This window comes from Acinetobacter lwoffii (genome assembly GCF_024129435.1).
Classification (GTDB): domain Bacteria; phylum Pseudomonadota; class Gammaproteobacteria; order Pseudomonadales; family Moraxellaceae; genus Acinetobacter; species Acinetobacter lwoffii_F.
Genome location: NZ_JAMXXN010000030.1, coordinates 1 through 26,648 on the forward strand (window position 1 = coordinate 1; position 26,648 = coordinate 26,648).

The following is a 26,648-nucleotide window of genomic DNA, read 5'->3' on the forward strand; positions in this document are numbered from 1 at the left end:
TGGTTATGCCTGGTGACAACGTTGAGATGTCAGTAGAGCTAATCCACCCGATCGCAATGGACCCAGGTCTACGTTTTGCGATCCGTGAAGGTGGTCGTACAGTTGGTGCTGGTGTAGTTGCTAAAGTAACTGCATAATCGCTGATTGTGTAAGAAAAGCGCCTCTTTGAGGCGCTTTTTTTTGATTCAAACTTTTATAAAACTAAAAATAAATTGTCTGACAATGATTTTAAAAGCTGTCCTTATCTGATATCGGCTTGACCTAAACTGCACTTATGTAAAAAAAATTACCACGTAATATACAGATAAGAATATGAATATTACATTTTCGGGTCTGGATTGGCCTGATGGGAGTGGTCACATGAATGCGAAAGTAAATATTACCAATCGTGCGGGTGCTAGTTTTCCAGTTCGTCGCATGAACTTTGATTTTGATGCTGTGCCGGAATATTGGATGAATGGTTCAGCAGGTCTTACTCATTTTATGACGGCATTATCTGCGCTATTTCCAGCAGGTGAAAAGTTTTTTATAGATTCAGTCCGTGCGGTGCGTAAACATCCTGCAATTGTCAATAATGAAGCATTACAAAAAGAAATTTCCGCTTTTATTGGTCAGGAAGCGATGCATACTCACGAGCATATCGGCTTTAATGCATCTGCGCAAAAATATGGGCATGATGTCGAGACACTTGATCGTTATACCGATAAAGTCATTCAAACGACACGTAAAGTCATGGCTAAACTGGGTAAGCCTGTGGGAATTAGCCAAGAAATGGTAGATTTGACTGCAACCACGGCACTTGAGCATTTCACTGCAACCATTGCCTCACAGCTTTTGACCAATAGCCACATTCAGGAATTGATGACAGATGAAACCATGAAAACCATGTGGTTATGGCATGCCATCGAGGAAAATGAACATAAGGCAGTTGCATATGATGTCTTCGAAGGGGTTTTTGGCCAAGGCCTAAAAGCCTATGCACTGCGTACTTCATCCTTGGTCATCGCAATGGCAACCTTATTTGTGGTGCAAAGCTATTTCTTCGTCCGTTTGCTTAAACAGGATCAGCAGTTTAATCTTGAGTCCTTAAAAGCCATTTATACCTATGCCTATAGTCCTTCTAAAGGTGTCATTACGGGTATGGCGAAAGAAATGCTGATGTATTTTAAACCGGGATTCCATCCGAATAATCATCATACAGATCAACTGTTGGCGACTTGGAAAGCTAAATTGGGTTTGTGACAGAACTGAAGATTGGAGAGCGACTAAAATCGCTCTTTTTTTTGCTCGATTTTTTGGATGAAGTTTCTATAATGCGGAGGTTGATTCTATATAAGATGAACGAAGATGATTCGTTTAATGCAAGCAGCGGATGTAGAAGCCGTTGCAAAGATTGAAAAATCAGTTCAATCACATCCCTGGACTTTAAAACAGTTCGAAGATGCTGTAACGGCTTATCAAAGTACCGTGTTTGAAGTGCAAGGGCAGGTGGCCGGATTTTGTATTTTACAACCAGTGCTGGATGAAGCCAATTTATTGCTCATGGCAATTGATCCGGCACAGCAAGGTCAGGGCTTGGGCTATCAGTTGCTGGAGGCTTCAGTGGCGATGCTAAAAAATAATCCGGTACAGATTTTTCTGGAAGTACGCGAGAGTAATCAGGCTGCGATCAAGCTATATGAAAAATCAGGCTTTCATCAGATTGATCTGCGCAAGAACTATTATCCAAATGCCAACGGAAGTCGTGAACATGCCATCATTATGGTGAAAGCATGTACGGATGATTTTGCAAGTCTGTTTAAATCATAAAAGCTGACGACCTTATTTAATAATCTGGTGATTCCATCCGCTGGGTAAGGTCGTCATTAATGAGTTTCCCAAGTGCTGAATCTCCGTGGCACTCAGGGCATGATTTAAGCGTCGCCATTGTCCATCGATCAAGAGTTCCAGTGGCAGATACTGAGATTTGTAATTCATTTTGCTAGAATGCGGCACCCAATAACCCAGATAGATAAATTGCAAGCCCAGCTTTTGTGCATGTTCAATCTGTTTCAGGATTGCAAAAGCACCGAGTGAACGACGATTTTCATCCGGATCAAAGAAGGTATAGACGGCAGAGATGCCATCATCCAGCAGATCGCAGGTTGAAACACTGATTAGACGCTCACCTTGCCATAATTCTAGAAAGAAGCTGTCGGTGCAGCTTTGCAATAAAAATTTTTCGAACTGATCCCGAGTCGGTGGAAACATGTCGCCATCTGCGTGGCGTTCATTAATATAGCGTTCATACAGCACATAATGTAGATCACCGGCATGCTCTGGACTGGTAATTTTCATCACCAGATCCTGATTCCGTTTCCATGCTTTTTTTTGTGAACTGTTCATGCGGAATTCAGCGACAGGCACACGCGAAGATAGGCATTGACGGCACAGATGACATTCGGGACGATACACGAAATCACCACTGCGGCGGAAACCGGTACGTGACAGTTCCGATAAAGTGACTACATCAATACGATGTGCAGGATCCAGAAAAACCATGCGCGCCGACTTGTTGGGCAAATAGCTACAATCATGCGGCGGCGTAATATAATACTGTAAATCGTTCAGTAGGGCCTTGGGCTGATAAGAGTTCATAACAACTACCCTCTGTTATTTTCATTCACTTAAGCGCGCGTTTTGCGCTATTGTTTTACTTGAAAATACACCTTCCTGATACTTTTTCCAATCAATCGCAGGCTTTTTTACAATATCTTGTAACGAATTAAGATAGGTCTGGCGAGAAAGTGTACAGGCACCCAGGCTTAACAGATGATCATTGACCAGTTGGCAGTCGATCCAGGGTAGTTTATTTTCCTGTCCAATTAGCATTAAAGTATAGAAAGCCATTTTAGAAACATCGGTTTGCGTACTAAACATAGATTCACCAAAACAGCCTTGACCAATTGTCACACCATAAAGTCCACCGACGACGCGATCTTCATCCCAGACCTCAATGCTATAGCCATATCCTGCGTCGAACATGTCGCAATAGCCTGCGATAATATCTTCACTGATCCAGGTATCGTCTGCATAAGCACGGGGTAGGGAGCAGGAACGAATCACTCTTTCAAAAGCATGATTGACCGTAATTTTATAGTCCTGCTTTTTCATATTGCGTAGCAGGGATTTGCTTGGATGATAATCTTCGGGGCGAATAATGCAGCGTGGTTCCGGACTCCACCAGCAAATCGGATCACCTTCTGAAAACCATGGAAATAATCCATGTGTATAGGCTTCATAAAGTGTAGAAGGGGAGAGGTCGGCACCAATACAAATCAATCCTTCACCTTCAGGATCAACCTCGACCGGATTGGGAAAAATGAATTCTGAGGGAGGAAGTAAAGACATGGCAGACCCGACATAAATCTATAGATAAATCATCATCTCATTCTAGCAATAAAAAAGCCGCCCATAATGGACGGCTTTTTTATTCTTGCTGCTTAGTCTAGTTTGCCCATCGCATCAAGATATTTTTCCGCATCAAGCGCAGCCATACAGCCTGAACCCGCAGAAGTAATGGCTTGACGGTAAATGCTGTCCGCAATGTCACCGGCTGCAAATACACCCGGTACGGAAGTTTGTGTTGCATTACCTGCAGTACCGCTTTGCACCTGGATATAGCCGTCACGAAGCTCCAACTGACCTTCAAACATGGTGCTATTTGGCTTGTGACCAATCGCCACAAACATACCTGTCACATCAACGTTTTGAGTAGAATCATCTTGAGTTGATTTAAGACGAACTGAAGTTACGCCAGATTGTGCATCACCGAGTACTTCATCGACCTGATGGTTCCAGATAATGCTGATCTTGCCTTCTTTTTCTTTAGCAAATAAATGATCTTGCAAGATTTTTTCAGAACGTAATGAATCACGGCGATGAACCAGAGTCACATGCGAAGCGATATTGGATAAGTACAATGCTTCTTCAACAGCGGTATTACCGCCCCCTACAACCATCACTTTCTGGTTTTTATAGAAGAAACCATCACAGGTTGCGCAAGCACTGACACCTTGACCCATATAGGCTGCTTCAGATTCCAGACCGAGGTATTGTGCAGTTGCACCGGTACAGATGATCAGGGCATCACAGGTGAATTCTTCCATATCGCCTTTTAACACGAACGGGCGCTGGCTAAGATCCACTTCATTGATATGGTCATACACGATTTCAGTGCCAAAACGCTCTGCATGTGCCTGCATGCGTTCCATCAATGCTGGACCGGTTAAGCCTTCAGGATCACCTGGCCAGTTGTCGACGTCAGTCGTCGTGGTTAGCTGACCGCCCAGTTGCAAGCCTGCAATCAGGGTAGGTTTCAAGTTTGCACGCGCTGCATATACTGCTGCGCTATAGCCTGCAGGGCCAGAACCTAAAATAATCAGTCGTGAGTGACGTGCGCTCATCAGCTGTATCCTTTTTTATTTAGAAATTTATTGAATTATACGTGAAACTGTATAACAGTGGTGTGAGATTAAAGTCGATATTATTGATCATTGAAATCGATTTGGGCTATATAGCATAAGTAACATTGTGCTTGCACAATAGTGCATCTTTTTTCACAGAACAGGTGCATAATATGTATTTTATTGCGTCGCTTTTTTCAAGCATTGAAGCAAAAGAATATTCATGAAGAATTGGTTACAGGACAGTATATGACAGCGGTGTCGAGTGCCTATGCACAGCGCTTAGTAATGACATTATTTTTAGTCTCATTTGGGATTTATCTGTTTCTTGCAACAGTGACCTATACGCCATTTGATCCGGGGTGGATGCATATCTCCAGTGATACGCAGACCGTTTCGAATGCCAGTGGGGTAGCGGGTGCCTGGATTGCAGACCTTTTGTTTGGCTTTCTCGGTTGGGCAAGTCTGCTGATCCCTGTCTATCTGTTTATGGAAGCGATTCAGGTCTGGTGGCCGCGTAGCTTCCTGAACCGGCCATTTCGCTATGCGGCGCAATTCTTCCTGTTGCTGACCACCTCAGCGCTGTTGTTTTTATTCTGGCAAGTCCCTGCCGATACGCTGGATAATTCTTCCGGCGGTATTATTGGCTATGAATTAGGTCAGAGTCTGGAACAACTGCTGACAGTCTATGGTGCAGCATTCTTCCTGCTGGTGCTTTGGGTGGTGTTATTTACCTTGGCTTTTGGGGTGAAGTGGAACAAGACCTGGAGCAGCCTCAAAGCAACGCCTGCTTATTTACAAGACCTGTTCTACCGCAATGTGCCTGAAGGCATGTCTGATTTTGACCGGACTGCACCTGTCGCCAAAAAAGAGCCAGTCATTAGTGCCAAAAAAGTAGCGGTTGCAGTCACGCCCGCGCCTGAGCATCACCTGGTAGAAATAGATCCAGTGGTGCGTGATCAGATAGCTGAGCGCTTATTTGATGATTTTGCCGATAAAGAATCACAACAACCGCAGTTTTTTGATGATATTTCTGAAGCTGAGCAGCAGGCTGCTGAGCCAGTCGAGACATTTAAGCAAGTACAGCAAGTGCCTCAACAGCCGGATCGTGTGGTAGCCACAGGCGAGGTATGGCGTGCCTTACATTCAAATGAAGATCAGCGGCATAAACAGGATATTGATGCCTTACTCAAAGCAGCTGAAGAAGAACAGCTTGATTCTCCAGTCTCACATATAGCTGCTCCACAATCTGTTGCAGCACAGACTCATGCTCATACCAGAACCGCATCGACTTCACATACAGGCCTGGACTGGGATGATGATGAAATCTTTGATGAACTTCTGGCTGCAGTTCCGCAAGGTAAAACTGCGACCGATGTGCATAGTCCATTCAATACAGCATCAGCAGAAAAGACAGTAAGAATTGTGGAAGACATGACCAATGTTGCACCTGTGATGGCATCTATGGCGACTGCACATGTCGTGAAAAATAGCGCATTACAGGCCGATCTGGATGACCTGGGTGATTTGCTGATTGAAGAAGATGAGCCAAGCCCACCAGTACGTGCATCAAGCTATGCCCAATCTTCTGCATTTGTACAGGCACCAATTCAGCATCAGGGTATAGAGCAACCAGTATCTCCTCCTTCTGCAACTCATGCAGCAGTACGCGAAGCTTTATCTAAAGAAGAATTTGTAGAAGCCTGGCAAGAAACGGCTGGCAAGCCACAGGATGAAGACGAGTTTGATTTTGATGCGCCTTTAACTGATGCTTCAGGCCGTCCGATGTCACGTGCCATGCAGGTGGTTGAGCGCCGTAAAGATTTATCGCCGCTTCCAGGTCTGGATTTACTGGATGAAGTCGATCCGAATAAAAAAGTGAATTTTACCGAAGAGCAGCTGGCACGTTTATCTGAACTTCTTGAAATCAAGTTGCAAGAATTTAATGTCAAAGCCAAGGTGGTAGAAGCACAGCCAGGCCCAGTCGTAACACGTTTTGAACTGGATCTGGCGCCAGGGGTAAAAGCCTCTAAAGTGACGAATATTTCGCGTGATCTGGCACGTTCGATGTCGATGGCATCAGTGCGTGTGGTTGAGGTCATTCCGGGCAAGCCGTATATTGGAATTGAAGTACCGAACAGTACCCGTGAAATGGTCCGTTTAATTGAACTTTTAACTATTCCAGCTTTCACTGATCCGAATAGCATCCTCTCCATGGCAATGGGTAAGGATATTTCCGGTAATCCGGTGATTGCTGATCTGGGTAAAGCACCGCATATGCTGGTGGCAGGGACCACGGGTTCAGGTAAATCGGTGGCGGTGAACTCGATGATTTTATCGATGTTGCTGAAATATACCCCAGATGAATTGCGTTTAATTCTGATCGATCCGAAGCAGCTGGAACTGGCGAACTATAATGATATTCCGCATTTGTTGACGCCTGTAGTCACCGATATGAAAGATGCGGTCAGCGCATTGAACTGGTGTGTCAATGAGATGGAACGTCGTTATAAGCTGATGTCTTTCTTGAAAATCCGTAAACTAAGCGACTATAACCGCAAGGTGGAAGAGGCGATTGCCAATGGTGAAGACCTGATCGATCCAACCTGGAAAGCCAGCGATTCTGTTGTGGGTGAACGTGCGCCGCGTTTGACGCCATTGCCTTCCATTGTGATTGTCGCGGATGAGTTCGCGGATATGATCATGCAGGTCGGTAAGAAAGCTGAAGAGATGATTACCCGTCTGGCACAAAAATCACGTGCTGCCGGTATTCACTTACTATTAGCAACTCAGCGACCATCGGTTGATGTAATCACAGGCTTGATTAAAGCCAATATTCCGACACGTGTCGCATTACGGGTTAACTCCAAGATCGATTCGCGTACCATTCTGGATGCCGGCGGTGCAGAAGATTTACTTGGTCATGGTGACATGCTATTCCTCGGCCCGGGTAAAATTGAACCTGAACGTGTGCATGGTGCGTTTATTGCTGATGACGAAGTCAACCGGATCTGTGATGCATGGCGTGAACGTGGTTCACCAAATTATGTCGACGAGATCCTGACACCATTTGATGAAGAACCATCGAGTCGTGGTTTTGAAGATGGTGGCGACGGTGGATCAGATCGCGATGCGTTATATGACCAGTGTGTGGCATTTGTACTAGAAACCCGTAAGGCTTCCACTTCATCCTTACAGCGTAAATTCAGTCTGGGCTACAACCGTGCTGCGCGGATCATTGACCAGATGGAAGAAAACGGCATTGTCAGCGGCATGGGCGCCAACGGCAAACGCGAGATTCTGGTTTAATTTCAGTCTACCTACAATAAAAAAGCCTGCTTTCAAAGCAGGCTTTTTTATGTATTTTTGACTCAGGCAAATTTTGCCAATACATCCAGAAACTCGGCACTTTGACGTGGGTAGGTGGCAATCACGTCATGAATCCGTTGTCCTTCCGGATTAGTTGCATTGACATCACGGCCATCAGCGACAAATTTCGTCAAAAGGCGTTCATAATCAAATGGACGCATATGCTTGAAAGCATGATAGAGCACGTGAAAATCAGCATTAACGCCTGCAGGAGGAAGCTGATTCAAGTAGGCAAATACACGCTCATCTGACCATTCTTCGTTAAAGGTCGCTGGTTGGGATAATGCCATCGCAATTTCCTTGATCTAATGTAGTTTTTTCGGCATGAAAAAAGGCAAAATATGAGACTAGATTAGCAAAGCACTGCTTTGCCTAGTCGCAAGACTTGAAGCTATGCTTCAAGTGGGCGGAATATAACTAAACTACTATTTCTACCACTCTCATATTTTGCCTTGAATCAATTTACTTGACCAATCAAAAATCAGATTATCGTTCTTCAGGTAAATTGATATTCATTTCAAGCATTTCAATATTGGCTTCAGAACGAACCTGCATTTGAATATGTTGTTCATCGACACCGCGAACATAACGATTGACCACCTGCATGATTTCAGTCTTCATCTGGTCAATTTTGTCCTGGCTCAAGCGACGACCCAAGCCTTGTTCGGATGCAACGATCACCTTCAAACGGTCTTTAGCAGTCCGTGCGCTTGATGGCTTCTCCTCACCACTAAAAAGTTTACTCCAGAATCCTGCCATGTCTACGCTCCAAATAGTCGTGCTAACCAGCCCTTAGGTTTTACCTCAATATGACGGTAAGGACGCTCTTCACCAAGGAAACGCGCCACCAGGTCATCATAAGCCTGACCCGCTGAAGCCTCAGTGAAAAGAATCACTGGCTTACCTTCGTTTGATGCTTGTAAAACGCTTGGACACTCAGGAATAACACCTAGGGTCGGTACACGTAAAATATCCTTAGAAATATCGTCAATCGTCAGCATTTCCTGTTTATCGGCACGTTCCGGATTGAAACGGGTAATACACAGATGCTTACGGATGCGACCTTCGTTTTGTTCTACTTTTTTTGTTTTGCTATCGAGCATACCAATGATACGGTCAGAGTCACGGACTGAAGAAATTTCAGGGTTGGTCACAATGATCGCTTCATCCGCATGGTACATGGCCAGAATGGCACCACGCTCGATACCGGCAGGTGAATCACAAATAATATAGTCAAATTCCTGCGAAAGCTCATCCATTACACGTGCTACACCCTCATCGGTTAAGGCATCTTTATCACGTGTTTGGGAAGCAGGTAAAATATATAAATTCTCAATATCTTTATCGCGAATCAGTGCTTGTTGTAATCGTGCTTCGTTATTTAAAACATTCACAAAATCATAAACTACACGGCGTTCACAGCCCATAATCAAATCAAGGTTACGTAAACCTACATCAAAATCAATAACAACAGTTTTGTGACCACGTAGGGCTAAACCTGTTGCAAAAGATGCACTTGTTGTAGTTTTACCTACACCACCTTTGCCTGATGTTACGACAACAATTTTCGCCACCGAATCCACTCCTGTTATGGTTCAAATCCCCTGTTTAAAATGGGGTTTTTGGTGTTTATTTATACATTAAAATTGTAGAGCTTCAAATACAAGCTCTAGTTGATCATTCAAGTAAATATGCACGGATTTTTTAACCACATGTGGTGGAATGTCATCCGCTACACAATAGGTTCCTGCAATCGAAATCAGTTCTGATTCAAGGCTATGGCAGAAAATACGTGCAGCAGTATTGCCGCCAGCGCCTGCAATCAGGCGACCACGGGCACTGCCATAGACATGAATATTGCCCGATGCAATGATTTCTGAACCACTGTTAAGACCGGCATTCAGAATAATGTCGCCATTATGTTGCACAATACATTGGCCGGTGCGCAAAATCTCATCATGATATGAAGTCACATGGGCAACGACCGGAGCTGCAGCGACCGGATGATCACTGGCAACAACTGCCGCTTCCGGTTTAACTTCCACGACCTGTTCTTTGGTGGCTTTAATTTCTTCAAGCTGACGGTCAGGGGGGAGTACCGGGAACTGAATGGCACGTGCCTGATCGCCCAGTAGACCTTCAGTAACCGCCATGGGTTGTACTTCCAGATCAATTAATAACTGAATCAGGGCAATCAATTCCTGTTCAACTGAACTTTCGATGACGGCCAAAGTGCCCGGTGGAAATGCAGCTTGTAATTTTGGGCTAAGTTGCTGGCGGATGGCATCATGATCATTGGTATCTAGACTAATGCGTATCGCATTGACCATTCTGCCTTTTATCCGTATATCAGCCATAATTCTTCCTTAAATACTTCTGACGTGCTGGTTTTGTGTCGAAGCAATGTTGTAAATAGTGCAAATCCTAGAACAAATTGCAGTAATTCTCTAGCGATCTCAGTTATTTTTTTATGCGAACAGAACCGGACGGATTGATCTGATTCTGTACTTTAAACTTTACTTATCTATTGAGCTCTGATTTTGCTCATGTTCTTCTAAAATCTGTTGCCATTGTTTGACTTTCACCTGTTTCCGGATTGCTTCAAGTGTTTCAAAAACAGCCGATTCGACCAATTTATCAATATGTGGATTATGTTCAATCTGAATCTGGCTGATTTTATCTGAAATTAGGGTAAAAGTCGGATTTTCTTTTTGACCTGTGTGGGTAAATGGTTCAATCAGTCCTTGCGTGATATTTTCGCCCAAACGTTGACCAATACTTTGAATTTGCTGTTCAATCCGGCTGCCAACAATTGGAATCAAACGTAATAATTGGGTTAGTTCTGGAGTATCTTCAATCGCCTGATTCACTACTTGCCCTACATTTTTAGCGATCATGGAACGTTGTGCCTGTAATTCCTTGCCTAAAGATTCCTGCAAGATATCTGCCAAGGCAATCGCCAGTAATTTACGGTGATGTTCCACCAAATCATCAATTAACTGTTTATGTGATGTGCTCGTGGTCAGTTCACGCTTAATACCGTCCAGTACGGTCAGTACCACCCGGCTAGAAAGCTCTTCCATCAGCATGTTGTAATAAAAGTTACCTTGGCGATACCAGCGGTTAGGAATTACTTTATAACCATGGCTATGCAGGTTGTAGCCAATCGCGACCGCACGCAGCAGGCGTAGGAAACGTAGTTGAGGGATAATGGATAAAATTTCATACCAGTGCACAAAAGGGAAGAACCACCAGCGTCGATGATGACGCAGAACAATCGCGATGACCCAGCGTGCCAGTAATTCACAGACCAAGAAGGTGGTAAACCAGCCCTCGGTAATAATGACCCAAGGGCGTAAATCACTTTTATAAAACTGCAACACTTCGGGTAAACGAATTAAGTCAAACAACCACTGACCAAAATCGCTCATTAAAATGGCGTTGGCACTGAGACAGAACAGATTGATGATGATTAAAACCATCATGAAAATGTCGTAAATCAGTGCAATTTTCCAGCCCCAGGTTCCTTTACGAACAAATTTAAATGAGCTGGACGTAATGTCCGGGTTGTCGTTCTTCATAATTACTCGGTTACAGATCCGACCGGGGCTTGGGCAAAGTTCTGCTGCATTTGTGCGATGAGCTGATCTTTTTCAGTCCAGATTTGATCAATCCATTTTTGAAAACGTGCACGATATTCAGCATCACCTTCGTAATTGCCGCCTAGTACCCAGTCAGGAATATCAATTTTTCTTAAATTTACCGCAATACGTGGCACTTCACCTAACCAAAATTCGCCATAGCCCGGAATACCGTCAGGATAAACAATGGTCATGTCGACCAGCGCATCAATTTTATCGCCGAGAATACTGAGCGCCAATGCCAAACCACCGGCTTTAGGTTTTAATAAATGAGTATAAGGAGACTGCTGCTGATCATGCTTTTCCTGGGTAAAGCGCGTGCCTTCCAGATAATTTAACAGGGTAAAAGGCTGACTGATCAGCTGTTCACAAGATTTGCGTGCTTCTTCCATATCCCGATATTTCAACGCAGGGTTTTTGGCAATCTGTTCCTTGCTATGCCGTTTCATCATCGGGAAGCCTAAGATTTTAAAAGCCTGACCGACAAAAGGAATAAAAATAAGTTCCCATTTAGTAAAGAAGCGCGTCAGGGGCATACGGGTCAGACCGAAGTACTGATTGACAGTAGTATCGACCCAGCTTTGATGATTACAGGTCATCAAATAACGTCCCTGCATATTCAAATCCAGTGATTCATCTACACTGATTTGCCATTGCGTGTTTTTCAGCACATGCTCAATCAGCCAATTATTGACCCCTAACCAGCTGTTGGTAATCTTGATATTGGTTTCATCCACTTTTGCGGATTTTTTAAAAAGTTTGGTTAAACCCAAGGCCAGCACCGGGGGACCATGAAAAAAAGTACTGCCCGTCATGACGGATGTGACCGTCAGGCCACGCGCCAGTTTTTTTAAAGTCGGTTGCTTGTTGCTATTCGATGACATATCCAAACAGTCCCCAGAGATTAATCACTTAAATTTTTTCATATTTTGAGTAATATAGAGACAGTTAGGCAAATAAAAAAGCCTAAACAGGAAACTATGAAGATATTGTGACGAACTACTTGGTTTTAGTTACATATAAACATTACAAAATATTACTAAACGATTTATTATTAACAAAAATTCAATGGTTACACCATTCAATTTAAATCATTATCTCGCTTAACAACAAAGCATACAACAAGGAGTCATGCGATGCGTGCACTAGTCATTTCAGCAGCTGTAGCAGGGGCCGTAGCACTTACAGGTTGTCAATCAACTGGTAATAACATCGGTGGTGTGGAATATGATAAAGCTGCTCTAGGTACTTTAATTGGTGCTGCAGCAGGTTACGGTGTTTCTAAAGGCAATGCGAATACCAGCCGTCAAAATAACCGTGCAGCAGCAATTGGTGCTGTTGTTGGTGGTGCAGCAGGTATTTATCTTGATAATAAAGAGAAAAAATTACGTCAAGCAACAGCGGGTACGGGCGTAGACGTTAACCGTAATGCAGATGGTTCGATTAACCTTGTGATGCCGGGCAGCATTACATTTGACACCAACAAATCAAATATCAAACCAAACTTTTATGGCACTTTGAACAAAGTAGCGCAAGTATTAACTGAAGATAACAAGAGCGGTATTCTTGTAACTGGTTATACAGACAGCACGGGTAATGATTCAATTAACTTGCCATTGTCTCAAGCACGCGCAAACTCTGTAGCGACTTACTTGGCTGGCCAAGGTGTTTCACGTACACGTATTAATGCTCAAGGTTTAGGTTCAGCGAACCCAATTGCAGACAATACAACTGCTGCAGGTAAAGAGCAAAACCGTCGTGTAGAAATCGCGGTATATGCAGTTCAATAATTCTTGAACGCTTAAGAAAAACCACCTTCGGGTGGTTTTTTTATATCTGAACATTGACCTGATTAATCGTATTTTAAATTAGGCAACTGGGGCAGAGATGACTATAATCGGAGCCGAATCTAGAAGAGGAAGCCATATGTCACTCGCCAGTCAGTTAAATGACAAGCAACTTGAAGCCATGAAATACACTCAAGGACCCTTGTTAGTACTTGCAGGAGCGGGTTCAGGCAAGACTTCAGTAATCACGCGAAAAATCGCGTATTTAGTCAAGCATTGCGGGATTCCCGCACATCGTATTACCGCAATGACCTTTACCAACAAAGCAGCACGTGAGATGAAAGAGCGTGTCAGCAAATTGTTGACGCGTGAAGAAAGTAAAGGCGTTTCAGTTTCGACCTTCCATACTTTTGGCCTGAATATGCTGCGCCTGGAGTTGAAACATACCCCACTGAAAAATAATTTCTCGATTCTGGATGCTGACGACTGTAAACGCATTCTGATGGATCTGATGCAGCGTGACAATTTATCCGGTGCAGAAAGCAAAGAACTGATTGCCAAAGCCATGAAAATGATCTCGGACTGGAAAAATGATCTGATTCCACCCGAGCAGGCACATACTACCTGTGAAACTGCCGAAGATGTGCAGTTTGCGCATTTATATCAATTATATGAACGTAATTTGCGTGCCTATAACGCCGTGGATTTTGATGACCTGATTGTGATGCCAACGCGCTTGCTGCAGGAAAATGCCGAAGTTCGTGACAAATGGCAAAACCGGGTACGTTATTTGCTGGTGGATGAATATCAGGATACCAACACAGCACAGTATATTCTGGTGAAATTACTGGTTGGTGTGATGGGACAGTTCACCGCCGTAGGCGATGATGATCAGTCGATTTATGCCTGGCGTGGGGCTAAACCGGAAAATATGGCTTTGTTGCAGCAGGATTTTCCTAATCTGAAAGTGATCAAACTGGAACAGAATTATCGTTCGACCAGTCGTATTCTCAAAGCAGCCAACACCGTGATTGGTAATAATCCGCATATTTTTGATAAAAAACTCTGGTCGGACAAAGGCCATGGTGAAGTGATCCGTGTGATTACCTGCCGCAATGATGATGATGAAGCAGAACGCGTGGTTAAAGACCTGATCACGCATAAATTGATGAACGGTAAAAGCTGGAAAGATTATGCGGTGTTGTACCGCGGCAATTTCCAGGCGCGTATTTTAGAAACCCATCTGCGCCAGATGCAGATTCCGTATAAATTATCTGGCGGACAGTCCTTCTTCGCACGTGCCGAAATCAAGGACATGATGAGCTATTTACGCTTGATCATTAACCCTGAAGATGACAGTGCATTTTTACGAATTATCAATACGCCAAAACGGGCAATTGGTCCGGTAACGCTGGAAAAGCTCGGTCTATTTGCTCAGGAAAATAATCTGTCGCTTCTGGCTGCGGCTGCGGATCAGCGTCTGACCATGGCGATTCCGAAAAAGGCCACGACTCAATTGGCTGAGTTTGCCGATTTTATTGAGGGTTTTACCCGCAATTTACTGGATGATGATGAACCAGTGCCAATTATCCGCCAGATGATGATTGAAGCCGGTTATATCGATTACATCAAGGAAACTGCAGCCACACCAGCGCAGGAAAAGACCAAGCTCGACAATATCGAAGTGCTCTATAGCAGCATTCAAAGCCTGATTAACCGCGCTGAAGATGTTGATGAAAAAAATATTGAAAGTGTGATTCGTAAAATGGTGCTGCTGGACATGCTCGAGCAGCAGCAGGAAGAAGAGGACACCGATAAAGTCAATTTATTGACTTTGCATGCGTCTAAAGGTCTGGAATTTCCTTATGTCTATCTGATCGGGCTGGAAGAAGAAATTCTGCCACATAAAAACTCGATCGCTGCAGAAACGGTCGAAGAGGAACGCCGTCTGATGTATGTGGGGATTACCCGTGCACGTCAGGGCTTGACCATTACTTTGGCAGAACAGCGCAAGGCGGGCGGGCAGATGAAGCAAATGACCCCAAGCCGTTTCCTGGATGAATTACCAGAAGATGAGCTGGAATGGTTAGGTCGTAAGAAAAAGCTGGCAAGCAACATCGATCCGAAATTACAAGCCCAACATTATCTTGATAATTTGCGTAACCTCATCAAACGATAAGGTGCAGCGCTGTCACTTATTTTAAATGAAACAACAGGAATGAATACATGAAAGTTCAGGTGAAAGTCCTTGACTCGCGTCTTGGTCAGGAATGGCCATTACCGACTTATGCTACGACAGGTTCAGCGGGGCTGGATTTGCGTGCGTGTGTTGCAGAAACCACAATCATTGAACCAGGCCAAACGGTTTTGGTAAAAACTGGTTTAGCAATCTATATTGAAGATCCTGCATTTGCTGGTCTGATCTTGCCACGTTCGGGTTTGGGCCATAAACATGGGATCGTGTTGGGTAACCTGGTAGGTTTAATTGATTCTGATTATCAGGGTGAATTGATGGTATCCGTTTGGAACCGTAGTCAGACGGCATTCAGCTTAGAGCCAGGTGAACGTTTGGCGCAGTATGTGTTGGTTCCTGTGGTACAAGCTGAATTCGATCTGGTGAATGAATTCGAAGCGACTGAACGCGGTGCTGGCGGTTTTGGTCATACGGGTAAAAACTAAGTTTTAATCATGGTTTACATTCATTAACTGGATGTAAGCCATTTTTAGTTGATTAGATTAAATATTAAAAAAAATGAGTGGGTTGAAATATATTTAAAAAATAAAACCTTATTTTCTGGCCAAATAGAGTTCTTTAAATCTAAAATTGATGTAGTGATCAAATATCTAATCAGATGAAACTCAAAATAAATATAATTAAATAATCATTATTTAATTACAAGAACCTTATAATTCTAAAGTTGTAGATTATATTTTTATAATTGATTGTTACATTGAAATCGTTTAAAAATAGCAGGTCTTAAAACAAAAACAAATGTTTAAAGTCATTATGATGAAATCATCATTTTAAATCTCCTTATTTTAACGAATAGTGAAAAGACAGTTTTATGGGATCTATGAATCATCCATTCCCCATGCATATCTTTCGTGCCTATGACATACGCGGTAAAGTCAGTCTATTAGGTGCCGGGATCATTGATGCAATTGCCCACGGTTTAGCCCAGCAGTATCAGACTGCGGGACAGACACGTGTCGCCATTGGTTATGATGCACGCATCAGTAGTCCGGCTTTTGCCGACACGATTGCCCGTATTTTTAAAGATTATTCGCTGGAAGCCACTATTGTAGGTTGTTGTTCCAGCCCAATGCTATATTTCACCGCACGCCAGTTTGATGGCAATGGCATTATGGTCACTGCCAGTCATAATCCTAAAGAAGATAATGGTATTAAATGGATTATTGATGGTGAACCACCTTGTCCTGAGATGATTCAACAGGTGGCCCAACTGGCAAAGTCACATTGCGATAGCCAGCTAATTACTTTAGCTGAACTGCCGCATCAGATTATTCCAGAGTTTTGCCTGCAGTATCAGCAGGGAATATTAGAAGATATTCAATTAAAGCGCTCATTTAAAGTGATTCTGGATGGTCTGCATGGCTCAGCCGGACGTTGTGCTGACTTGGTACTCAGAAAAATGGGCTGTGAAGTGATTGCTTTACGTTGTGAGGCGAATGGACATTTTCCGGATCATGCGCCGGATCCTTCGCAAGACAAACATCTTGAGACTTTACGTCAAACCGTCATGCAACAGCAGGCTGATCTCGGTATTGCCCTGGACGGTGATGGCGATCGCCTGGTTCTGGTTGATGAACAGGGTCAGATTATCACAGCCGATCAGTTATTGTGCCTGTTTGCTGAAATTTGTCTCAATGATTCAGCGCCATGCCAATTTGTTTATGATGTGAAATGTTCAACCTTAGTTCGTGATACGGTGCAACGTTTAGGTGGAGAGCCGGTGATGATTCGTACCGGCAGTTCATTTCTCAGAACTTATCTGAACCAGTCTCAGCATCAGGCGATTTTTGGTGGGGAATATGCCGGACATTATGTCTTTAATGATGGTCGCGGTTGGGGCTATGATGATGGACTCTATGCAGCGCTCAGAGTCATGGAATATCTGGATCAAACTGGTCTAAGTTTGGCGCAGGCCTTGGCGGCATATCCAAAACGACATGGTACTGAAGATCTTTATATTTCAACGCGTCAAGTACGTCCTGTTGAGCTTTTAAACTTCGTTGAACAACAATCCGCAAGAATTAATGCGCAAATCAGTAAAATTGATGGGATACGTCTTGATTTTGAGGATGGTTTTGGCATCATTCGAGCATCCAATACAGGTGAGTATTTCACAGTGCGCTTTGATGCCAATAATGCCCAAGGTCTAAATGAAATTCGTCATCTGTTTGTAGCCATGTTGCGTGACCGTTATCCAGAGATCGCTCAAGACATTTTAGATGCTCAATAAGGAGAGGCGAATGCCAAATCAACAAACAGGCATCGACAAAGCACAGATTTTGACAGAAGCTTTGCCGTATATTCAACGCTTTGCGGGTAAAACCCTGGTGGTAAAATACGGCGGTAATGCGATGACCGATCCTGAGCTGGAAAGTTCATTTGCACGTGATATCGTATTATTAAAAACCGTCGGTATTAATCCGATCGTGGTGCATGGCGGTGGCCCGCAAGTCGATTCCATGCTGAAACAGCTGGGGCGTGAATCTGACCGTATTGACGGCATGCGCGTGACTGATCCTGCGACCATGGAAGTGGTCGAGATGGTACTTGGTGGTAGCGTCAATAAATCTATCGTGAACCTGATCAACCAGCATGGTGGTCGTGCCATTGGTCTTACCGGTAAAGACGGCAACCTGATTCGTGCACAAAAACTGCTGATGGAAAAAGTGGCTGAAGATGGTTCAGTTGAGCAAATTGATCTGGGTCTGGTCGGTGAAGTCGTTGGCGTAAAAACCGATGTTCTGGAAATGTTCACCAATAGTGACTTTATTCCAGTCATTGCCCCGTTAGGTGTCGATGAAGAAGGCAATACCTATAATATCAATGCCGATCTGGTCGCTGGTAAAGTCGCTGAAGCCTTAGGTGCAGAAAAACTGATTTTGCTCACCAATATCACAGGCGTGCTGGATGAAAATAAAAACCTGTTGACTGGTTTGACCACTCAGGAAGTCGATCGTCTGATCGAAACTGGCGTGATCTATGGCGGCATGATTCCAAAGGTCGGTTGTGCGCTGGATGCGGTAAAAGGCGGTGTCGTGAGTGCACATATCGTGGATGGTCGTGTACCACATGCCAGCTTGCTGGAAATTTTCACTGATCATGGTGTGGGCACCCTCATTACCAATCGTGCCAATCCGCATCGTTCTTAAGCCAATTTTTGCGAAAAAGAGTCTCAATAGAGGCTCTTTTTTATTTGGATTTATCAAACCCAGATATTTGAAATGACAGGAACAGTCATGCACAATAAGCTTCTAAGTAAATAGAGAGCTGAAACCAGACCATGTGCCAACTGCTCGGAATGAATTGTGCCACCCCGACGGATATTACTTTTTCTTTTCGCGGGTTTTCCCAGCGGGCGGGCATTACCTCTGATCATGCGGATGGTTTCGGGATTGCTTTCTTTGAAGATAAAGCCTGCCGTCTGTTCGTCGATAACCAGTCCGCGATTGAATCACCGATTGCCGAGCTGGTACGTAATTATCCAATCAAATCACGCAATGTGATTGCCCATATCCGTAAAGCGACCCAAGGCAAAATTAATCTGGAAAACTCGCATCCTTTTAGCCGTGAACTTTGGGGGCGGCAATGGATTTTTGCCCATAATGGCGATTTATATGATTATTTTCCTGAACTGTCAGGGCGCTTTACCCCAGTCGGAAATACCGACAGTGAGCGTGCCTTCTGTTACCTGCTGGATCAACTGGTGAAACGCTTTGGCTATCATGAGCCGAAACTGGATCAGGTTTTCGATCTTCTAGCTGAAATTTCACCTGCAATCGCGGAGCATGGCACCTTTAATTTCTGCCTGTCGAATGGTCAGGCCCTGTTTAGCTATGCGATTACTAAACTCCACTGGCTGGTACGTGAATACCCGTTTAGACCGGCTCAGCTGATTGATATTGATGTCGAAGTGGACTTTAGTCAGGTCACGACCCCTGAAGATCGCGTCGCAGTGATTACCACTGAACCATTGACCCAGAATGAAGAATGGACTGCCTTCCAGCCCGGTGAAATGATCCTGTTTCAGCATGGGGCGAAAGTACGTTCTCAGTTGACACATGTTGAACGTCTGGAACGTGAACGTCTTGATCCTTCCTTAAAACGCGTCACGCGAGCTGATCAATATTAAAACGCGATCAAAGACGGAGTTTAAACTCCGTTTTTTTATATTTTTAAATAGGAAAAAATCTAAGAATAAATAAAGGTTTATTACAGTTTTTGGTTAATTAATATCTTAGCCTTTTACTCAGGATAAATTATTTTTAATTATATATAACAGAAACTTAAAATGAAAAAGCCGGATTTAGGCGGAAAGCCGACTAATTTGCTTCATTTTTATTTGAATCAATACGCTATATGCTCATTTTCACGTTATAAGTCCTTAATATTTATAGGTGGTCGTAATGAAAATGAAATGGGTTCCAGATTATAATACTGGTATCGATGTGATTGACGATCAGCACAAACGAATTCTCGATTATATCAACGAAATTGATGGAATTGATGCCAATACCGAGCGTGCCCGTATTAAACAGATTCTCGACAATATTATTGATTATACCCAGTCGCATTTCACCTTTGAGGAATCTCTTCAGGAAGAAGCCGGCTATAAATATCGGGTGCCGCATAAACGTGTGCATGACCTGTTTATTAAAAAAATCGAGTCTTATCGTGACCGTTTTGAACTGGGACAGTCCATTGAATCAGAGCTGCACGAAGTATTATCGAAATGGCTGATTAACCATATTCAGCACGATGACGCCGATTATGTCGGTGCCGTAAAAGAAAATATGATGGGGATCATCAAGGAAAAAGAAAAGAAAACAGGTAAAAACTGGTTCGCTCGTTTCTTCTCATAATAAAAGACGTAACGAGATAACAAAAATTAAAATCTAATTATAATTTTTGCGCAGCAAATCACTGTCATGGTGGTTTGCTTTTTGTTTTTGATTTTCACCGCTTCACAAGGCAAAATAGCGCTAGATTTTTATAGGAATGCATCATGCAGGACAATGCTATGTCAAAATGGTTATCGCCGCTGATGGCTTTCTGTTTATCGTTTATTATCATCGCGACGCTCGCACCGATAACCGGTATACAGATTGATCGTCAGATGGATTTCTGGATGCTCTGGTTGGCCTCCATGCTGATTCTGGCACTTCCAGTCTGCTACTTGGAAATTGCTTTGGCCAAGCGCTCTAAAACAACGCCATTACAGGCGCTTTCGACGCTGACCCGTGAAGCGGATGCGTCACAGAAATGGCGTATTGTCGGCTGGTTAAGTGTGATTTTTATTCCGTTTTTGGCAGGTGCTATGTTGAACAATGCCAGCAATGTTCTGGCGGTTGTTGCACTTGATCTTGCACCGAACCTTTTGTTGATCGGATTGGCAATTGCTGCGCTGGTCTTGTCACTGCTGCCGCGTCAAATTTTATTAGCTTTTACAACGATTGGCGTACTGGCGTCTCTGGTTCTAGCCAATGTGATGGGAACGGTGCTACCTGCATGGCAAATCACGCCAGTCGAGTTCTCGGAATGGGGCAATGCCACGGTATTGGCACTGGTGGCAAGTGGTCTGGGCATGGGCTTGTACTGGCAATCTAGCCTGAGCGCTGTACAACAACAGGATGTCGCCAGCAAGACGGTATTGCCGATCTGGATTGCGCAGCTCGTTGCTGTCATTGTATTTGCTTTCTTTGCCGTACAAGCACAAATTCCTGCATTTACTCTGGTCGCAGCAATGGTGGCAGCTGCCGCATTAATTCTGCAAATGGCACGTGAACAATTACAGCAACGCCAGCTTCATCCTGCGATTCAATGGGCGATTGTGGCGGCGGTTACACTGATCTGGGCTATTCCAAATCTAAGCCCAATTTTCAATGTGGTCTTGTTAGTCTGGGGCCTATTGATTTGTTTGATCTATGCACTGTTTGCTGGCTGGATCATGAAGATCAGTCATTTGCGTAAATCAATGAATTTTAGCTCTGAAGCGTTTTATAACATCTGGCGTATTGCAGTACGTGTGGTGTTGCCGGTCGGGATTATTCTGGCAATCATTGCTGTCTTAGGACAATTCGTCTGATGAGTGAGGCGATGATCTGGGTAGCGTATGCGACGTCAGAAAAACAATTTCATCTAGCCGTGCCATTTCAGCCCGGCATGACGGCACTGGATGCGATTGAGCAGAGTGGAATCCGTGAGCAGGTCGACTTGCCTGAACCATTATCTTTGGGCATCTTTGGCATGCGCTTGCAAGATCAGCAGCAGCCACTGGCAGCAGGTGACAGGGTGGAAATTTACCGATCACTGACCATCAATCCTAAAGACATCCGACGTAAACGCGCCGAGAAAAATCCGGTGGGTCGTTATGCCAGAGGCAATCTTTTAAGAAAGCTGAAACCGTCTTCCGAATAGAAAGCGGCTTGAATGAGCAGTAGCCTCAATGATCTGCTCAATCAATCAGCTTAATCAAAAAAGCCCCTGATGATTCAGGGGCTTTTTCATGAGAAACCGACTATAGTGGAGGAGCATTTAAAATTGCTTCTTTTGATCCTGGTAAGCCGGGTTGAGATTCTGGAATCGTCTCCAGACCTTCAACACGTTCCACGATACCAGACTGGTTAAAGTAGATTTTCAAATGCTGGCCTTGGGCTGCCGGGATCTTGGCTTTTTTAGCGTAGGTTCCTGGGGTATAGTTATAGATGTAGTCCCAACGTAAAGGATTCAGTGGATCGCTTACTGTTGGACTGCCCAGTAAGAAACGCACCTGTTGATGGCTCATTCCCACCTGAATTTTAGCGACTTGTGCTTGGGTTAAAGGGGTTCCTTGTGGAATATCTACTTTATAAACACCTAATGTCGAACAGCCGACGAGCAATGAAGTGACGAATAACGTCAACATGATTTTTTGCATTTTGCTAAACTATCCCAAATTAATTATGATGCATTTGATCCAAGGATAGATCATACTGCATCTAAACTTTGTTGCATATTCCAACTTTGATTTTGTTGAGAGACCTTTTTACATGACTATTTCAAACCAAGATTTACGAAAAGCTGGACTGAAAGTTACCCTTCCACGAATTAAAATATTAGAATTACTAGAAAATTCAAAACAACATCATTTAAGTGCGGAAGATATTTACAAGACTTTACTCGATCAGGGCGAAGATGTAGGTTTAGCAACTGTGTATCGTGTGTTAACGCAATTTGAAGCAGCGGGCATCATCGAACGTCATAATTTTGAAAATAATCATTCAGTTTTTGAAATTATGCAGGAAGATCACCACGATCACCTGGTATGTTTAAATTGCAGCAAAGTTGTTGAATTTATTAATGACACGATTGAAAAAGAGCAGCATGACGTTGCTGAAAAATTTGGTTTTGAATTAACCGGTCACTCACTGAATCTGTATGGCTATTGTGATGCGACTGCATGTCAGGAAGTGTTCCGTAAAAAATAATTTGAGCGCTGGTTCAAACAAAAAAAACAGGCTTCATGGGAAGCCTGTTTTTTTATGCGCTCAATCTGATCAGGACTGACCGTCAAAGGTGATATTGGAATGTGCACGCAATAAATGGCTGCCACCTTCTTCTGACAGTTTGATTTGCAAACGCAGGTCGTTGGGTGAATCCGCATGTTTCAGTGCATCTTTATAGCTGATCTGTTTGGCTTTATACAGATCATACAGCGCCTGATCGAAGGTCTGCATGCCCAGTTCACGGGAACGCTTCATCAGATCCTTAATCTCATGCACATCACCTTTACGAATCAAGTCGGCAATCAGTGGCGAGTTAATTAGAATCTCAATCGCAGCGCGGCGACCATTGCCATCGATGGTTGGAATCAGTTGCTGTGCCACAATGGCTTTCATGTTCAGGGATAGGTCCATAAACAGCTGGTTATGCCGGTCTGCTTCGAAGAAATGGATAATCCGGTCAATCGCCTGGTTGGCGTTGTTGGCGTGCAGGGTAGCAAACACCAGATGTCCGGTTTCGGCAAAGGCAATCGCATAGTCCATGGTTTCACGGGAACGGATCTCACCAATTAGAATCACATCCGGTGCCTGACGCAAGGTGTTTTTCAGGGCAATTTCAAATGAATCCGTATCAATGCCGACTTCACGCTGGGTGATAATACAGCCCTTATGCTGGTGAATAAATTCGATCGGATCTTCAATGGTAATGATATGACCTTTGGAATTTTCATTACGATAACCGACCAAAGACGCCAGCGAGGTTGATTTACCAGTACCGGTTGCCCCGACAAAAATAATGATGCCACGTTTGGTCATCGCCAGTTCTTTTAAAATGGGCGGTAACTTGAGTTCATCCATGGTCGGAATGACGGTTTCAATCCGACGCAAAACCATCCCCGGTTGATCGCGTTGCTGAAAGGCACTGACACGGAAGCGGGCACTTTTATCCGGCGTGCTGATGGCAAAGTTACATTCACGACTGTCAGCAAATTCTTTACGCTGTTTTTCGGTCATGATGGAATGGAGCAGTTGTCCTACTGCCGCACCGGGTAATTTTACCGAACCAATTGGTAAAATCTGCCCATTAATCTTGATGGACGGTTCGACATCGGCAGTAATGAACAGATCCGATGCTTTTTTCTCCACCATATAATCGAGTAAGCCGTTAAAATCCATGTATATAAACCCCAATACAATTCAATTTTTTTATAAAAATGCTTCTGGCTGTTTGGCTGCAGTACGTGCAACTTGCGGGCTGATCAAACCTTTGGATACCAGTGTTTTCAGAGTCTGGTCCAGTGTGGTCATGCCATAGTTGGCACCGGTCTGGATTGCCGAGTACATTTGTGCGACTTTGTTTTCACGGATCAGGTTACGGATCGCCGGAATACCGATCATTATTTCATGCGCTGCGACACGCCCACCGCCATTTTTCTTCAGTAGAGCCTGTGAAACTACGGCTTGTAGGGATTCAGATAACATGGCGCGTACCATGTCTTTTTCTTCGGCAGGGAATACGTCGATCACACGGTCAATGGTTTTGGCCGCTGAGGTGGTATGCAGCGTACCAAATACTAAGTGACCGGTTTCTGCGGCAGTTAATGCCAGACGAATGGTTTCAAGGTCACGCATCTCACCGACCAGAATAATATCCGGGTCTTCACGCAGTGCCGAACGCAATGCTTCATTAAAGCCATGCGTATCACGATGCACTTCACGCTGGTTAATCAGACATTTCTTGGACTGATGCACAAATTCGATCGGATCTTCGACGGTCAGAATATGGTCATAGCGGTTGTCATTAATATAATCCAGCATCGCCGCCAAGGTAGTTGATTTACCCGAACCGGTTGGACCTGTGACTAGTACCAGACCACGTGGATATTCACAGATATCTTTAAAAATCTGTCCCATGCCCAGATCTTCAAGGGTCAGTACTTTAGAGGGAATGGTACGGAATACCGCACCGGCACCGCGGTTCTGGTTAAATGCGTTGACACGGAAACGTGCCACGCCAGGCACTTCAAAAGAAAAGTCAGTTTCCAGATTTTCTTCAAAATCACGGTGCTGTTTATCGTTCATGATGTCATAAACGAGTTTATGCACTTCTTTGTGTTCTAATGCTGGCAGGTTGATGCGACGAACTTCCCCATCGACACGAATCATTGGCGGTAAGCCCGCAGACAAGTGTAAATCCGACGCACCATTTTTAGCAGAAAATGCCAACAATTCTGTGATATCCATAAGGTCCCCGAGTTCATTAAAATGTTAATTATTTTGATAGAATAATAAGGCTTTCCCACAGCTTAACCAACACTTAGTTCATGGGCAAGGGAAAAAAAGATGAATGAAATGAGAACCCCATCAATGAATATGTTGCAACAGTCACGAAATCAGGTCTTAGTGCAAATTGAAACTGCCTGTATTCAGGCCGGCCGCGAAGCAGATGCGGTGCAACTGCTTGCCGTTTCCAAGACCCAGCCGAGTAGCGTGCTGGCAGATATGTATCAGGCAGGGCAACGTGCTTTTGGTGAAAACTATTTGCAGGAAGCACTGGAAAAAATCACGGCACTGAAAGAGCTGGACATTGAATGGCATTTTATTGGACATGTGCAGCGTAACAAAACCAAGCATCTGGCAGAAAATTTTGCTTGGGTGCATGGGGTGGATCGTCTGATTATCGCCGAGCGTTTATCAAATCAACGTGGAGATGATCAGCCTGCACTGAATATCTGTATTCAGGTGAATATTGATGGTCAGGATACCAAAGATGGTTGCTGTCCAGATGAGGTTGCAGATTTGGTCGTACAGATCAGCCAACTGCCAAATGTGCGTTTACGTGGTTTGATGGTGATTCCAGCACCGAATAATCCTCAAGCCTTTGCTGATGCCAAAGTTTTATTTGATGCAGTCAAAGTTCAGCATGCACATCCTGAAGATTGGGATACTTTAAGTATGGGCATGTCTGCGGATATGACCGACGCGATTGCTGCGGGTTCTACCATGGTTCGTGTTGGTACGGCCTTGTTTGGCGCACGGCCTAAAAAAGATGTATAAACTACTAATGTCAGTTTTTTGCAGCAAAGTGTTATCGCAGGGTATTGGATAACGCTTTTTTTCTGGCTGGTTCGAGCCATTTGGCCATTAACCAGGCAAAAACTATTAAGCTGCACATGCTCGCAAGCAAGGCTAAAACTGCTCCGCCCAGACCATAGGCCAAAGTTGCCGGAATACAGCCCAAAATAAATAAAAGTAAGGGGAAATGGGTCACATACAAGGTATAGGAAAAGTCTGCGGATTGAACCCAGACCGGATGGTAGTGACTACGTTGATGCTGGAGCTGTACCAGCCAGCAGCTAAAGGCCAAACCCACACAGAAATTAAAAGGGGCAAAATTCGCAGCACTGTATTGCTGGGCCTCATCAATCACCTGAAACTGGTAAGCATCAAAACAGGCAATTAGAAATGCCAAGCCGAATAGGGCTAGTTTGACCGATTGTAAGCGGTTTAAAAAACGTAGCTGGATATATCGAAATGAACAGGCAAAGGCAGTGAGCCAGACCAGAAAATAAATAAAAAACTGCTCTGTACACGACAAATTTCACAGAACCCTTATCCTATCAGGATTCTGCTTTCTTAAAATTGCCAAAATTTCCTTAAACTCTTCTTTTTTC

At 44.0% G+C, this 26,648-nt stretch carries 27 protein-coding genes and 1 pseudogene; 15 read left to right on the plus strand and 13 right to left on the minus strand.

Going from position 1 to position 26,648, the window contains the following annotated elements:
* The 3 genes from NI455_RS13600 to rimI all read left to right on the plus strand — a co-directional run.
* Positions 1 to 137 (plus strand): EF-Tu C-terminal domain-related protein (locus NI455_RS13600; RefSeq protein WP_079279704.1); only part of this gene is annotated, 137 nt, incomplete at its 5' end.
* A 223-nt stretch (positions 138 to 360) separates the two neighbouring features.
* The gene (locus tag NI455_RS13605; RefSeq protein ID WP_253114654.1) at positions 361 to 1,242 is read left to right on the plus strand and encodes a metal-dependent hydrolase; all 882 of its coding nucleotides are present in this window, start codon (positions 361 to 363) and stop codon (positions 1,240 to 1,242) included.
* A gap of 105 nt (positions 1,243 to 1,347) precedes the next feature.
* Complete coding sequence (gene rimI / locus NI455_RS13610) at positions 1,348 to 1,809, plus strand: ribosomal protein S18-alanine N-acetyltransferase (protein WP_253114656.1); 462 nt, start codon at positions 1,348 to 1,350, stop codon at positions 1,807 to 1,809.
* A 12-nt stretch (positions 1,810 to 1,821) separates the two neighbouring features.
* Here the strand turns inward: rimI and NI455_RS13615 are convergent, their stop codons facing one another.
* The 3 genes from NI455_RS13615 to trxB all read right to left on the minus strand — a co-directional run bounded on the left by NI455_RS13615 (position 1,822) and on the right by trxB (position 4,445).
* Positions 1,822 to 2,637, minus strand: a complete 816-nt coding sequence (locus tag NI455_RS13615; RefSeq protein ID WP_222110510.1) for an arginyltransferase — start codon at positions 2,635 to 2,637, stop codon at positions 1,822 to 1,824.
* Between the two features lie 21 nt (positions 2,638 to 2,658).
* Complete coding sequence (aat, locus tag NI455_RS13620; protein ID WP_004730596.1) at positions 2,659 to 3,390, minus strand: leucyl/phenylalanyl-tRNA--protein transferase; 732 nt, start codon at positions 3,388 to 3,390, stop codon at positions 2,659 to 2,661.
* Positions 3,391 to 3,482: 92 nt separating this feature from the next.
* The gene (gene trxB / locus NI455_RS13625) at positions 3,483 to 4,445 is read right to left on the minus strand and encodes a thioredoxin-disulfide reductase (protein WP_004646117.1); all 963 of its coding nucleotides are present in this window, start codon (positions 4,443 to 4,445) and stop codon (positions 3,483 to 3,485) included.
* Between the two features lie 249 nt (positions 4,446 to 4,694).
* Here trxB and NI455_RS13630 point away from each other — a divergent pair, with 249 nt between their 5' ends.
* Positions 4,695 to 7,754, plus strand: a complete 3,060-nt coding sequence (locus NI455_RS13630) for a DNA translocase FtsK (protein ID WP_253114658.1) — start codon at positions 4,695 to 4,697, stop codon at positions 7,752 to 7,754.
* Between the two features lie 62 nt (positions 7,755 to 7,816).
* On the opposite strand, the gene NI455_RS13635 is transcribed toward NI455_RS13630, so the two are convergent.
* The 6 genes from NI455_RS13635 to yihG form a co-directional block, all read right to left on the minus strand.
* A complete protein-coding gene (locus NI455_RS13635) occupies positions 7,817 to 8,104 on the minus strand; it encodes a PA4642 family protein (RefSeq protein WP_153567141.1) in 288 nt (95 codons plus the stop codon).
* 196 nt (positions 8,105 to 8,300) lie between these two features.
* A complete protein-coding gene (gene minE, locus NI455_RS13640; protein ID WP_005104804.1) occupies positions 8,301 to 8,573 on the minus strand; it encodes a cell division topological specificity factor MinE in 273 nt (90 codons plus the stop codon).
* Between the two features lie 2 nt (positions 8,574 to 8,575).
* Positions 8,576 to 9,388, minus strand: coding sequence for a septum site-determining protein MinD (minD, locus tag NI455_RS13645; protein ID WP_004646120.1), 813 nt, complete (start codon positions 9,386 to 9,388; stop codon positions 8,576 to 8,578).
* Between the two features lie 66 nt (positions 9,389 to 9,454).
* A complete protein-coding gene (gene minC, locus NI455_RS13650) occupies positions 9,455 to 10,171 on the minus strand; it encodes a septum site-determining protein MinC (RefSeq protein WP_253114660.1) in 717 nt (238 codons plus the stop codon).
* A 159-nt stretch (positions 10,172 to 10,330) separates the two neighbouring features.
* Positions 10,331 to 11,395: a preprotein translocase subunit SecA gene (locus NI455_RS13655; protein WP_253114663.1), complete on the minus strand. Its 1,065-nt coding sequence runs from the start codon at positions 11,393 to 11,395 to the stop codon at positions 10,331 to 10,333.
* 2 nt (positions 11,396 to 11,397) lie between these two features.
* Positions 11,398 to 12,339, minus strand: coding sequence for a 1-acylglycerol-3-phosphate O-acyltransferase, YihG family (yihG, locus tag NI455_RS13660; RefSeq protein WP_253114665.1), 942 nt, complete (start codon positions 12,337 to 12,339; stop codon positions 11,398 to 11,400).
* A gap of 252 nt (positions 12,340 to 12,591) precedes the next feature.
* Here yihG and NI455_RS13665 point away from each other — a divergent pair, with 252 nt between their 5' ends.
* From NI455_RS13665 to NI455_RS13705, 9 genes are all read left to right on the plus strand, one after another.
* Positions 12,592 to 13,245: a YiaD family glycine zipper/OmpA-like lipoprotein gene (locus NI455_RS13665; RefSeq protein ID WP_253114667.1), complete on the plus strand. Its 654-nt coding sequence runs from the start codon at positions 12,592 to 12,594 to the stop codon at positions 13,243 to 13,245.
* 136 nt (positions 13,246 to 13,381) lie between these two features.
* Positions 13,382 to 15,421: a UvrD-helicase domain-containing protein gene (locus tag NI455_RS13670; RefSeq protein WP_005104798.1), complete on the plus strand. Its 2,040-nt coding sequence runs from the start codon at positions 13,382 to 13,384 to the stop codon at positions 15,419 to 15,421.
* Positions 15,422 to 15,468: 47 nt separating this feature from the next.
* On the plus strand, positions 15,469 to 15,921 hold the full coding sequence (gene dut / locus NI455_RS13675; RefSeq protein ID WP_004646127.1) for a dUTP diphosphatase: 453 nt from the start codon (positions 15,469 to 15,471) through the stop codon (positions 15,919 to 15,921).
* Between the two features lie 386 nt (positions 15,922 to 16,307).
* The gene (locus NI455_RS13680) at positions 16,308 to 17,726 is read left to right on the plus strand and encodes a phosphomannomutase/phosphoglucomutase (protein WP_253114669.1); all 1,419 of its coding nucleotides are present in this window, start codon (positions 16,308 to 16,310) and stop codon (positions 17,724 to 17,726) included.
* Between the two features lie 10 nt (positions 17,727 to 17,736).
* Positions 17,737 to 18,645, plus strand: coding sequence for an acetylglutamate kinase (gene argB / locus NI455_RS13685; protein WP_004279270.1), 909 nt, complete (start codon positions 17,737 to 17,739; stop codon positions 18,643 to 18,645).
* Positions 18,646 to 18,776: 131 nt separating this feature from the next.
* Entirely contained in the window at positions 18,777 to 19,625 is an 849-nt protein-coding gene (locus NI455_RS13690) for a class II glutamine amidotransferase (RefSeq protein ID WP_004730575.1), read from the plus strand.
* A gap of 274 nt (positions 19,626 to 19,899) precedes the next feature.
* Complete coding sequence (locus tag NI455_RS13695; RefSeq protein ID WP_005247102.1) at positions 19,900 to 20,355, plus strand: bacteriohemerythrin; 456 nt, start codon at positions 19,900 to 19,902, stop codon at positions 20,353 to 20,355.
* A 143-nt stretch (positions 20,356 to 20,498) separates the two neighbouring features.
* Positions 20,499 to 21,578: a hypothetical protein gene (locus tag NI455_RS13700; protein WP_253114670.1), complete on the plus strand. Its 1,080-nt coding sequence runs from the start codon at positions 20,499 to 20,501 to the stop codon at positions 21,576 to 21,578.
* Positions 21,578 to 21,910 carry an RnfH family protein gene (locus tag NI455_RS13705; RefSeq protein WP_168386754.1) on the plus strand — a complete coding sequence of 111 codons (333 nt, stop codon included), beginning with the start codon at positions 21,578 to 21,580 and terminating at the stop codon, positions 21,908 to 21,910. Before NI455_RS13700 ends, NI455_RS13705 begins: the two co-directional genes overlap by 1 nt.
* Positions 21,911 to 22,010: 100 nt before the next feature.
* Here NI455_RS13705 and NI455_RS13710 read toward each other — a convergent pair whose 3' ends face one another.
* Positions 22,011 to 22,409 (minus strand): outer membrane protein assembly factor BamE, encoded by a 399-nt coding sequence (locus NI455_RS13710; RefSeq protein ID WP_253114672.1) that lies wholly within the window; start codon positions 22,407 to 22,409, stop codon positions 22,011 to 22,013.
* Between the two features lie 112 nt (positions 22,410 to 22,521).
* On the opposite strand from NI455_RS13710, the gene fur reads away from it, so the two are divergent.
* The gene (gene fur / locus NI455_RS13715; RefSeq protein ID WP_004646136.1) at positions 22,522 to 22,959 is read left to right on the plus strand and encodes a ferric iron uptake transcriptional regulator; all 438 of its coding nucleotides are present in this window, start codon (positions 22,522 to 22,524) and stop codon (positions 22,957 to 22,959) included.
* Between the two features lie 69 nt (positions 22,960 to 23,028).
* Here the strand turns inward: fur and NI455_RS13720 are convergent, their stop codons facing one another.
* On the minus strand, positions 23,029 to 24,150 hold the full coding sequence (locus NI455_RS13720; RefSeq protein WP_004279277.1) for a PilT/PilU family type 4a pilus ATPase: 1,122 nt from the start codon (positions 24,148 to 24,150) through the stop codon (positions 23,029 to 23,031).
* A gap of 30 nt (positions 24,151 to 24,180) precedes the next feature.
* On the minus strand, positions 24,181 to 25,218 hold the full coding sequence (locus NI455_RS13725; protein WP_253114674.1) for a type IV pilus twitching motility protein PilT: 1,038 nt from the start codon (positions 25,216 to 25,218) through the stop codon (positions 24,181 to 24,183).
* Between the two features lie 123 nt (positions 25,219 to 25,341).
* Between NI455_RS13725 and NI455_RS13730 the strand changes: the two genes are divergently transcribed.
* A complete protein-coding gene (locus NI455_RS13730; RefSeq protein ID WP_253114678.1) occupies positions 25,342 to 26,031 on the plus strand; it encodes a YggS family pyridoxal phosphate-dependent enzyme in 690 nt (229 codons plus the stop codon).
* Between the two features lie 31 nt (positions 26,032 to 26,062).
* Here NI455_RS13730 and NI455_RS13735 read toward each other — a convergent pair.
* Positions 26,063 to 26,557: pseudogene (locus tag NI455_RS13735) on the minus strand (acyltransferase family protein); the annotation flags it as partial.
* Positions 26,558 to 26,648 lie beyond the last annotated feature (91 nt).

What these genes read in the sequence shown, in the direction of transcription:
- rimI (WP_253114656.1), top strand. Translation starts at nt 1,348, where the DNA reads ATGATTCGTTTAATGCAAGCAGCGGATGTAGAAGCCGTTGCAAAGATT.
- NI455_RS13690 (WP_004730575.1), top strand. Translation starts at nt 18,777, where the DNA reads ATGTGCCAACTGCTCGGAATGAATTGTGCCACCCCGACGGATATTACT.
- NI455_RS13615 (WP_222110510.1), bottom strand. Translation starts at nt 2,637, where the DNA reads ATGAACTCTTATCAGCCCAAGGCCCTACTGAACGATTTACAGTATTAT.
- yihG (WP_253114665.1), bottom strand. Translation starts at nt 12,339, where the DNA reads ATGTCATCGAATAGCAACAAGCAACCGACTTTAAAAAAACTGGCGCGT.
- NI455_RS13730 (WP_253114678.1), top strand. Translation starts at nt 25,342, where the DNA reads ATGAATATGTTGCAACAGTCACGAAATCAGGTCTTAGTGCAAATTGAA.
- NI455_RS13695 (WP_005247102.1), top strand. Translation starts at nt 19,900, where the DNA reads ATGAAAATGAAATGGGTTCCAGATTATAATACTGGTATCGATGTGATT.
- NI455_RS13670 (WP_005104798.1), top strand. Translation starts at nt 13,382, where the DNA reads ATGTCACTCGCCAGTCAGTTAAATGACAAGCAACTTGAAGCCATGAAA.
- NI455_RS13710 (WP_253114672.1), bottom strand. Translation starts at nt 22,409, where the DNA reads ATGCAAAAAATCATGTTGACGTTATTCGTCACTTCATTGCTCGTCGGC.
- dut (WP_004646127.1), top strand. Translation starts at nt 15,469, where the DNA reads ATGAAAGTTCAGGTGAAAGTCCTTGACTCGCGTCTTGGTCAGGAATGG.
- NI455_RS13705 (WP_168386754.1), top strand. Translation starts at nt 21,578, where the DNA reads ATGAGTGAGGCGATGATCTGGGTAGCGTATGCGACGTCAGAAAAACAA.
- NI455_RS13635 (WP_153567141.1), bottom strand. Translation starts at nt 8,104, where the DNA reads ATGGCATTATCCCAACCAGCGACCTTTAACGAAGAATGGTCAGATGAG.
- NI455_RS13630 (WP_253114658.1), top strand. Translation starts at nt 4,695, where the DNA reads ATGACAGCGGTGTCGAGTGCCTATGCACAGCGCTTAGTAATGACATTA.
- NI455_RS13665 (WP_253114667.1), top strand. Translation starts at nt 12,592, where the DNA reads ATGCGTGCACTAGTCATTTCAGCAGCTGTAGCAGGGGCCGTAGCACTT.
- NI455_RS13680 (WP_253114669.1), top strand. Translation starts at nt 16,308, where the DNA reads ATGGGATCTATGAATCATCCATTCCCCATGCATATCTTTCGTGCCTAT.
- aat (WP_004730596.1), bottom strand. Translation starts at nt 3,390, where the DNA reads ATGTCTTTACTTCCTCCCTCAGAATTCATTTTTCCCAATCCGGTCGAG.
- NI455_RS13605 (WP_253114654.1), top strand. Translation starts at nt 361, where the DNA reads ATGAATGCGAAAGTAAATATTACCAATCGTGCGGGTGCTAGTTTTCCA.
- argB (WP_004279270.1), top strand. Translation starts at nt 17,737, where the DNA reads ATGCCAAATCAACAAACAGGCATCGACAAAGCACAGATTTTGACAGAA.
- minC (WP_253114660.1), bottom strand. Translation starts at nt 10,171, where the DNA reads ATGGCTGATATACGGATAAAAGGCAGAATGGTCAATGCGATACGCATT.
- NI455_RS13655 (WP_253114663.1), bottom strand. Translation starts at nt 11,395, where the DNA reads ATGAAGAACGACAACCCGGACATTACGTCCAGCTCATTTAAATTTGTT.
- NI455_RS13720 (WP_004279277.1), bottom strand. Translation starts at nt 24,150, where the DNA reads ATGGATTTTAACGGCTTACTCGATTATATGGTGGAGAAAAAAGCATCG.
- fur (WP_004646136.1), top strand. Translation starts at nt 22,522, where the DNA reads ATGACTATTTCAAACCAAGATTTACGAAAAGCTGGACTGAAAGTTACC.
- minE (WP_005104804.1), bottom strand. Translation starts at nt 8,573, where the DNA reads ATGGCAGGATTCTGGAGTAAACTTTTTAGTGGTGAGGAGAAGCCATCA.
- NI455_RS13700 (WP_253114670.1), top strand. Translation starts at nt 20,499, where the DNA reads ATGCAGGACAATGCTATGTCAAAATGGTTATCGCCGCTGATGGCTTTC.
- trxB (WP_004646117.1), bottom strand. Translation starts at nt 4,445, where the DNA reads ATGAGCGCACGTCACTCACGACTGATTATTTTAGGTTCTGGCCCTGCA.
- NI455_RS13725 (WP_253114674.1), bottom strand. Translation starts at nt 25,218, where the DNA reads ATGGATATCACAGAATTGTTGGCATTTTCTGCTAAAAATGGTGCGTCG.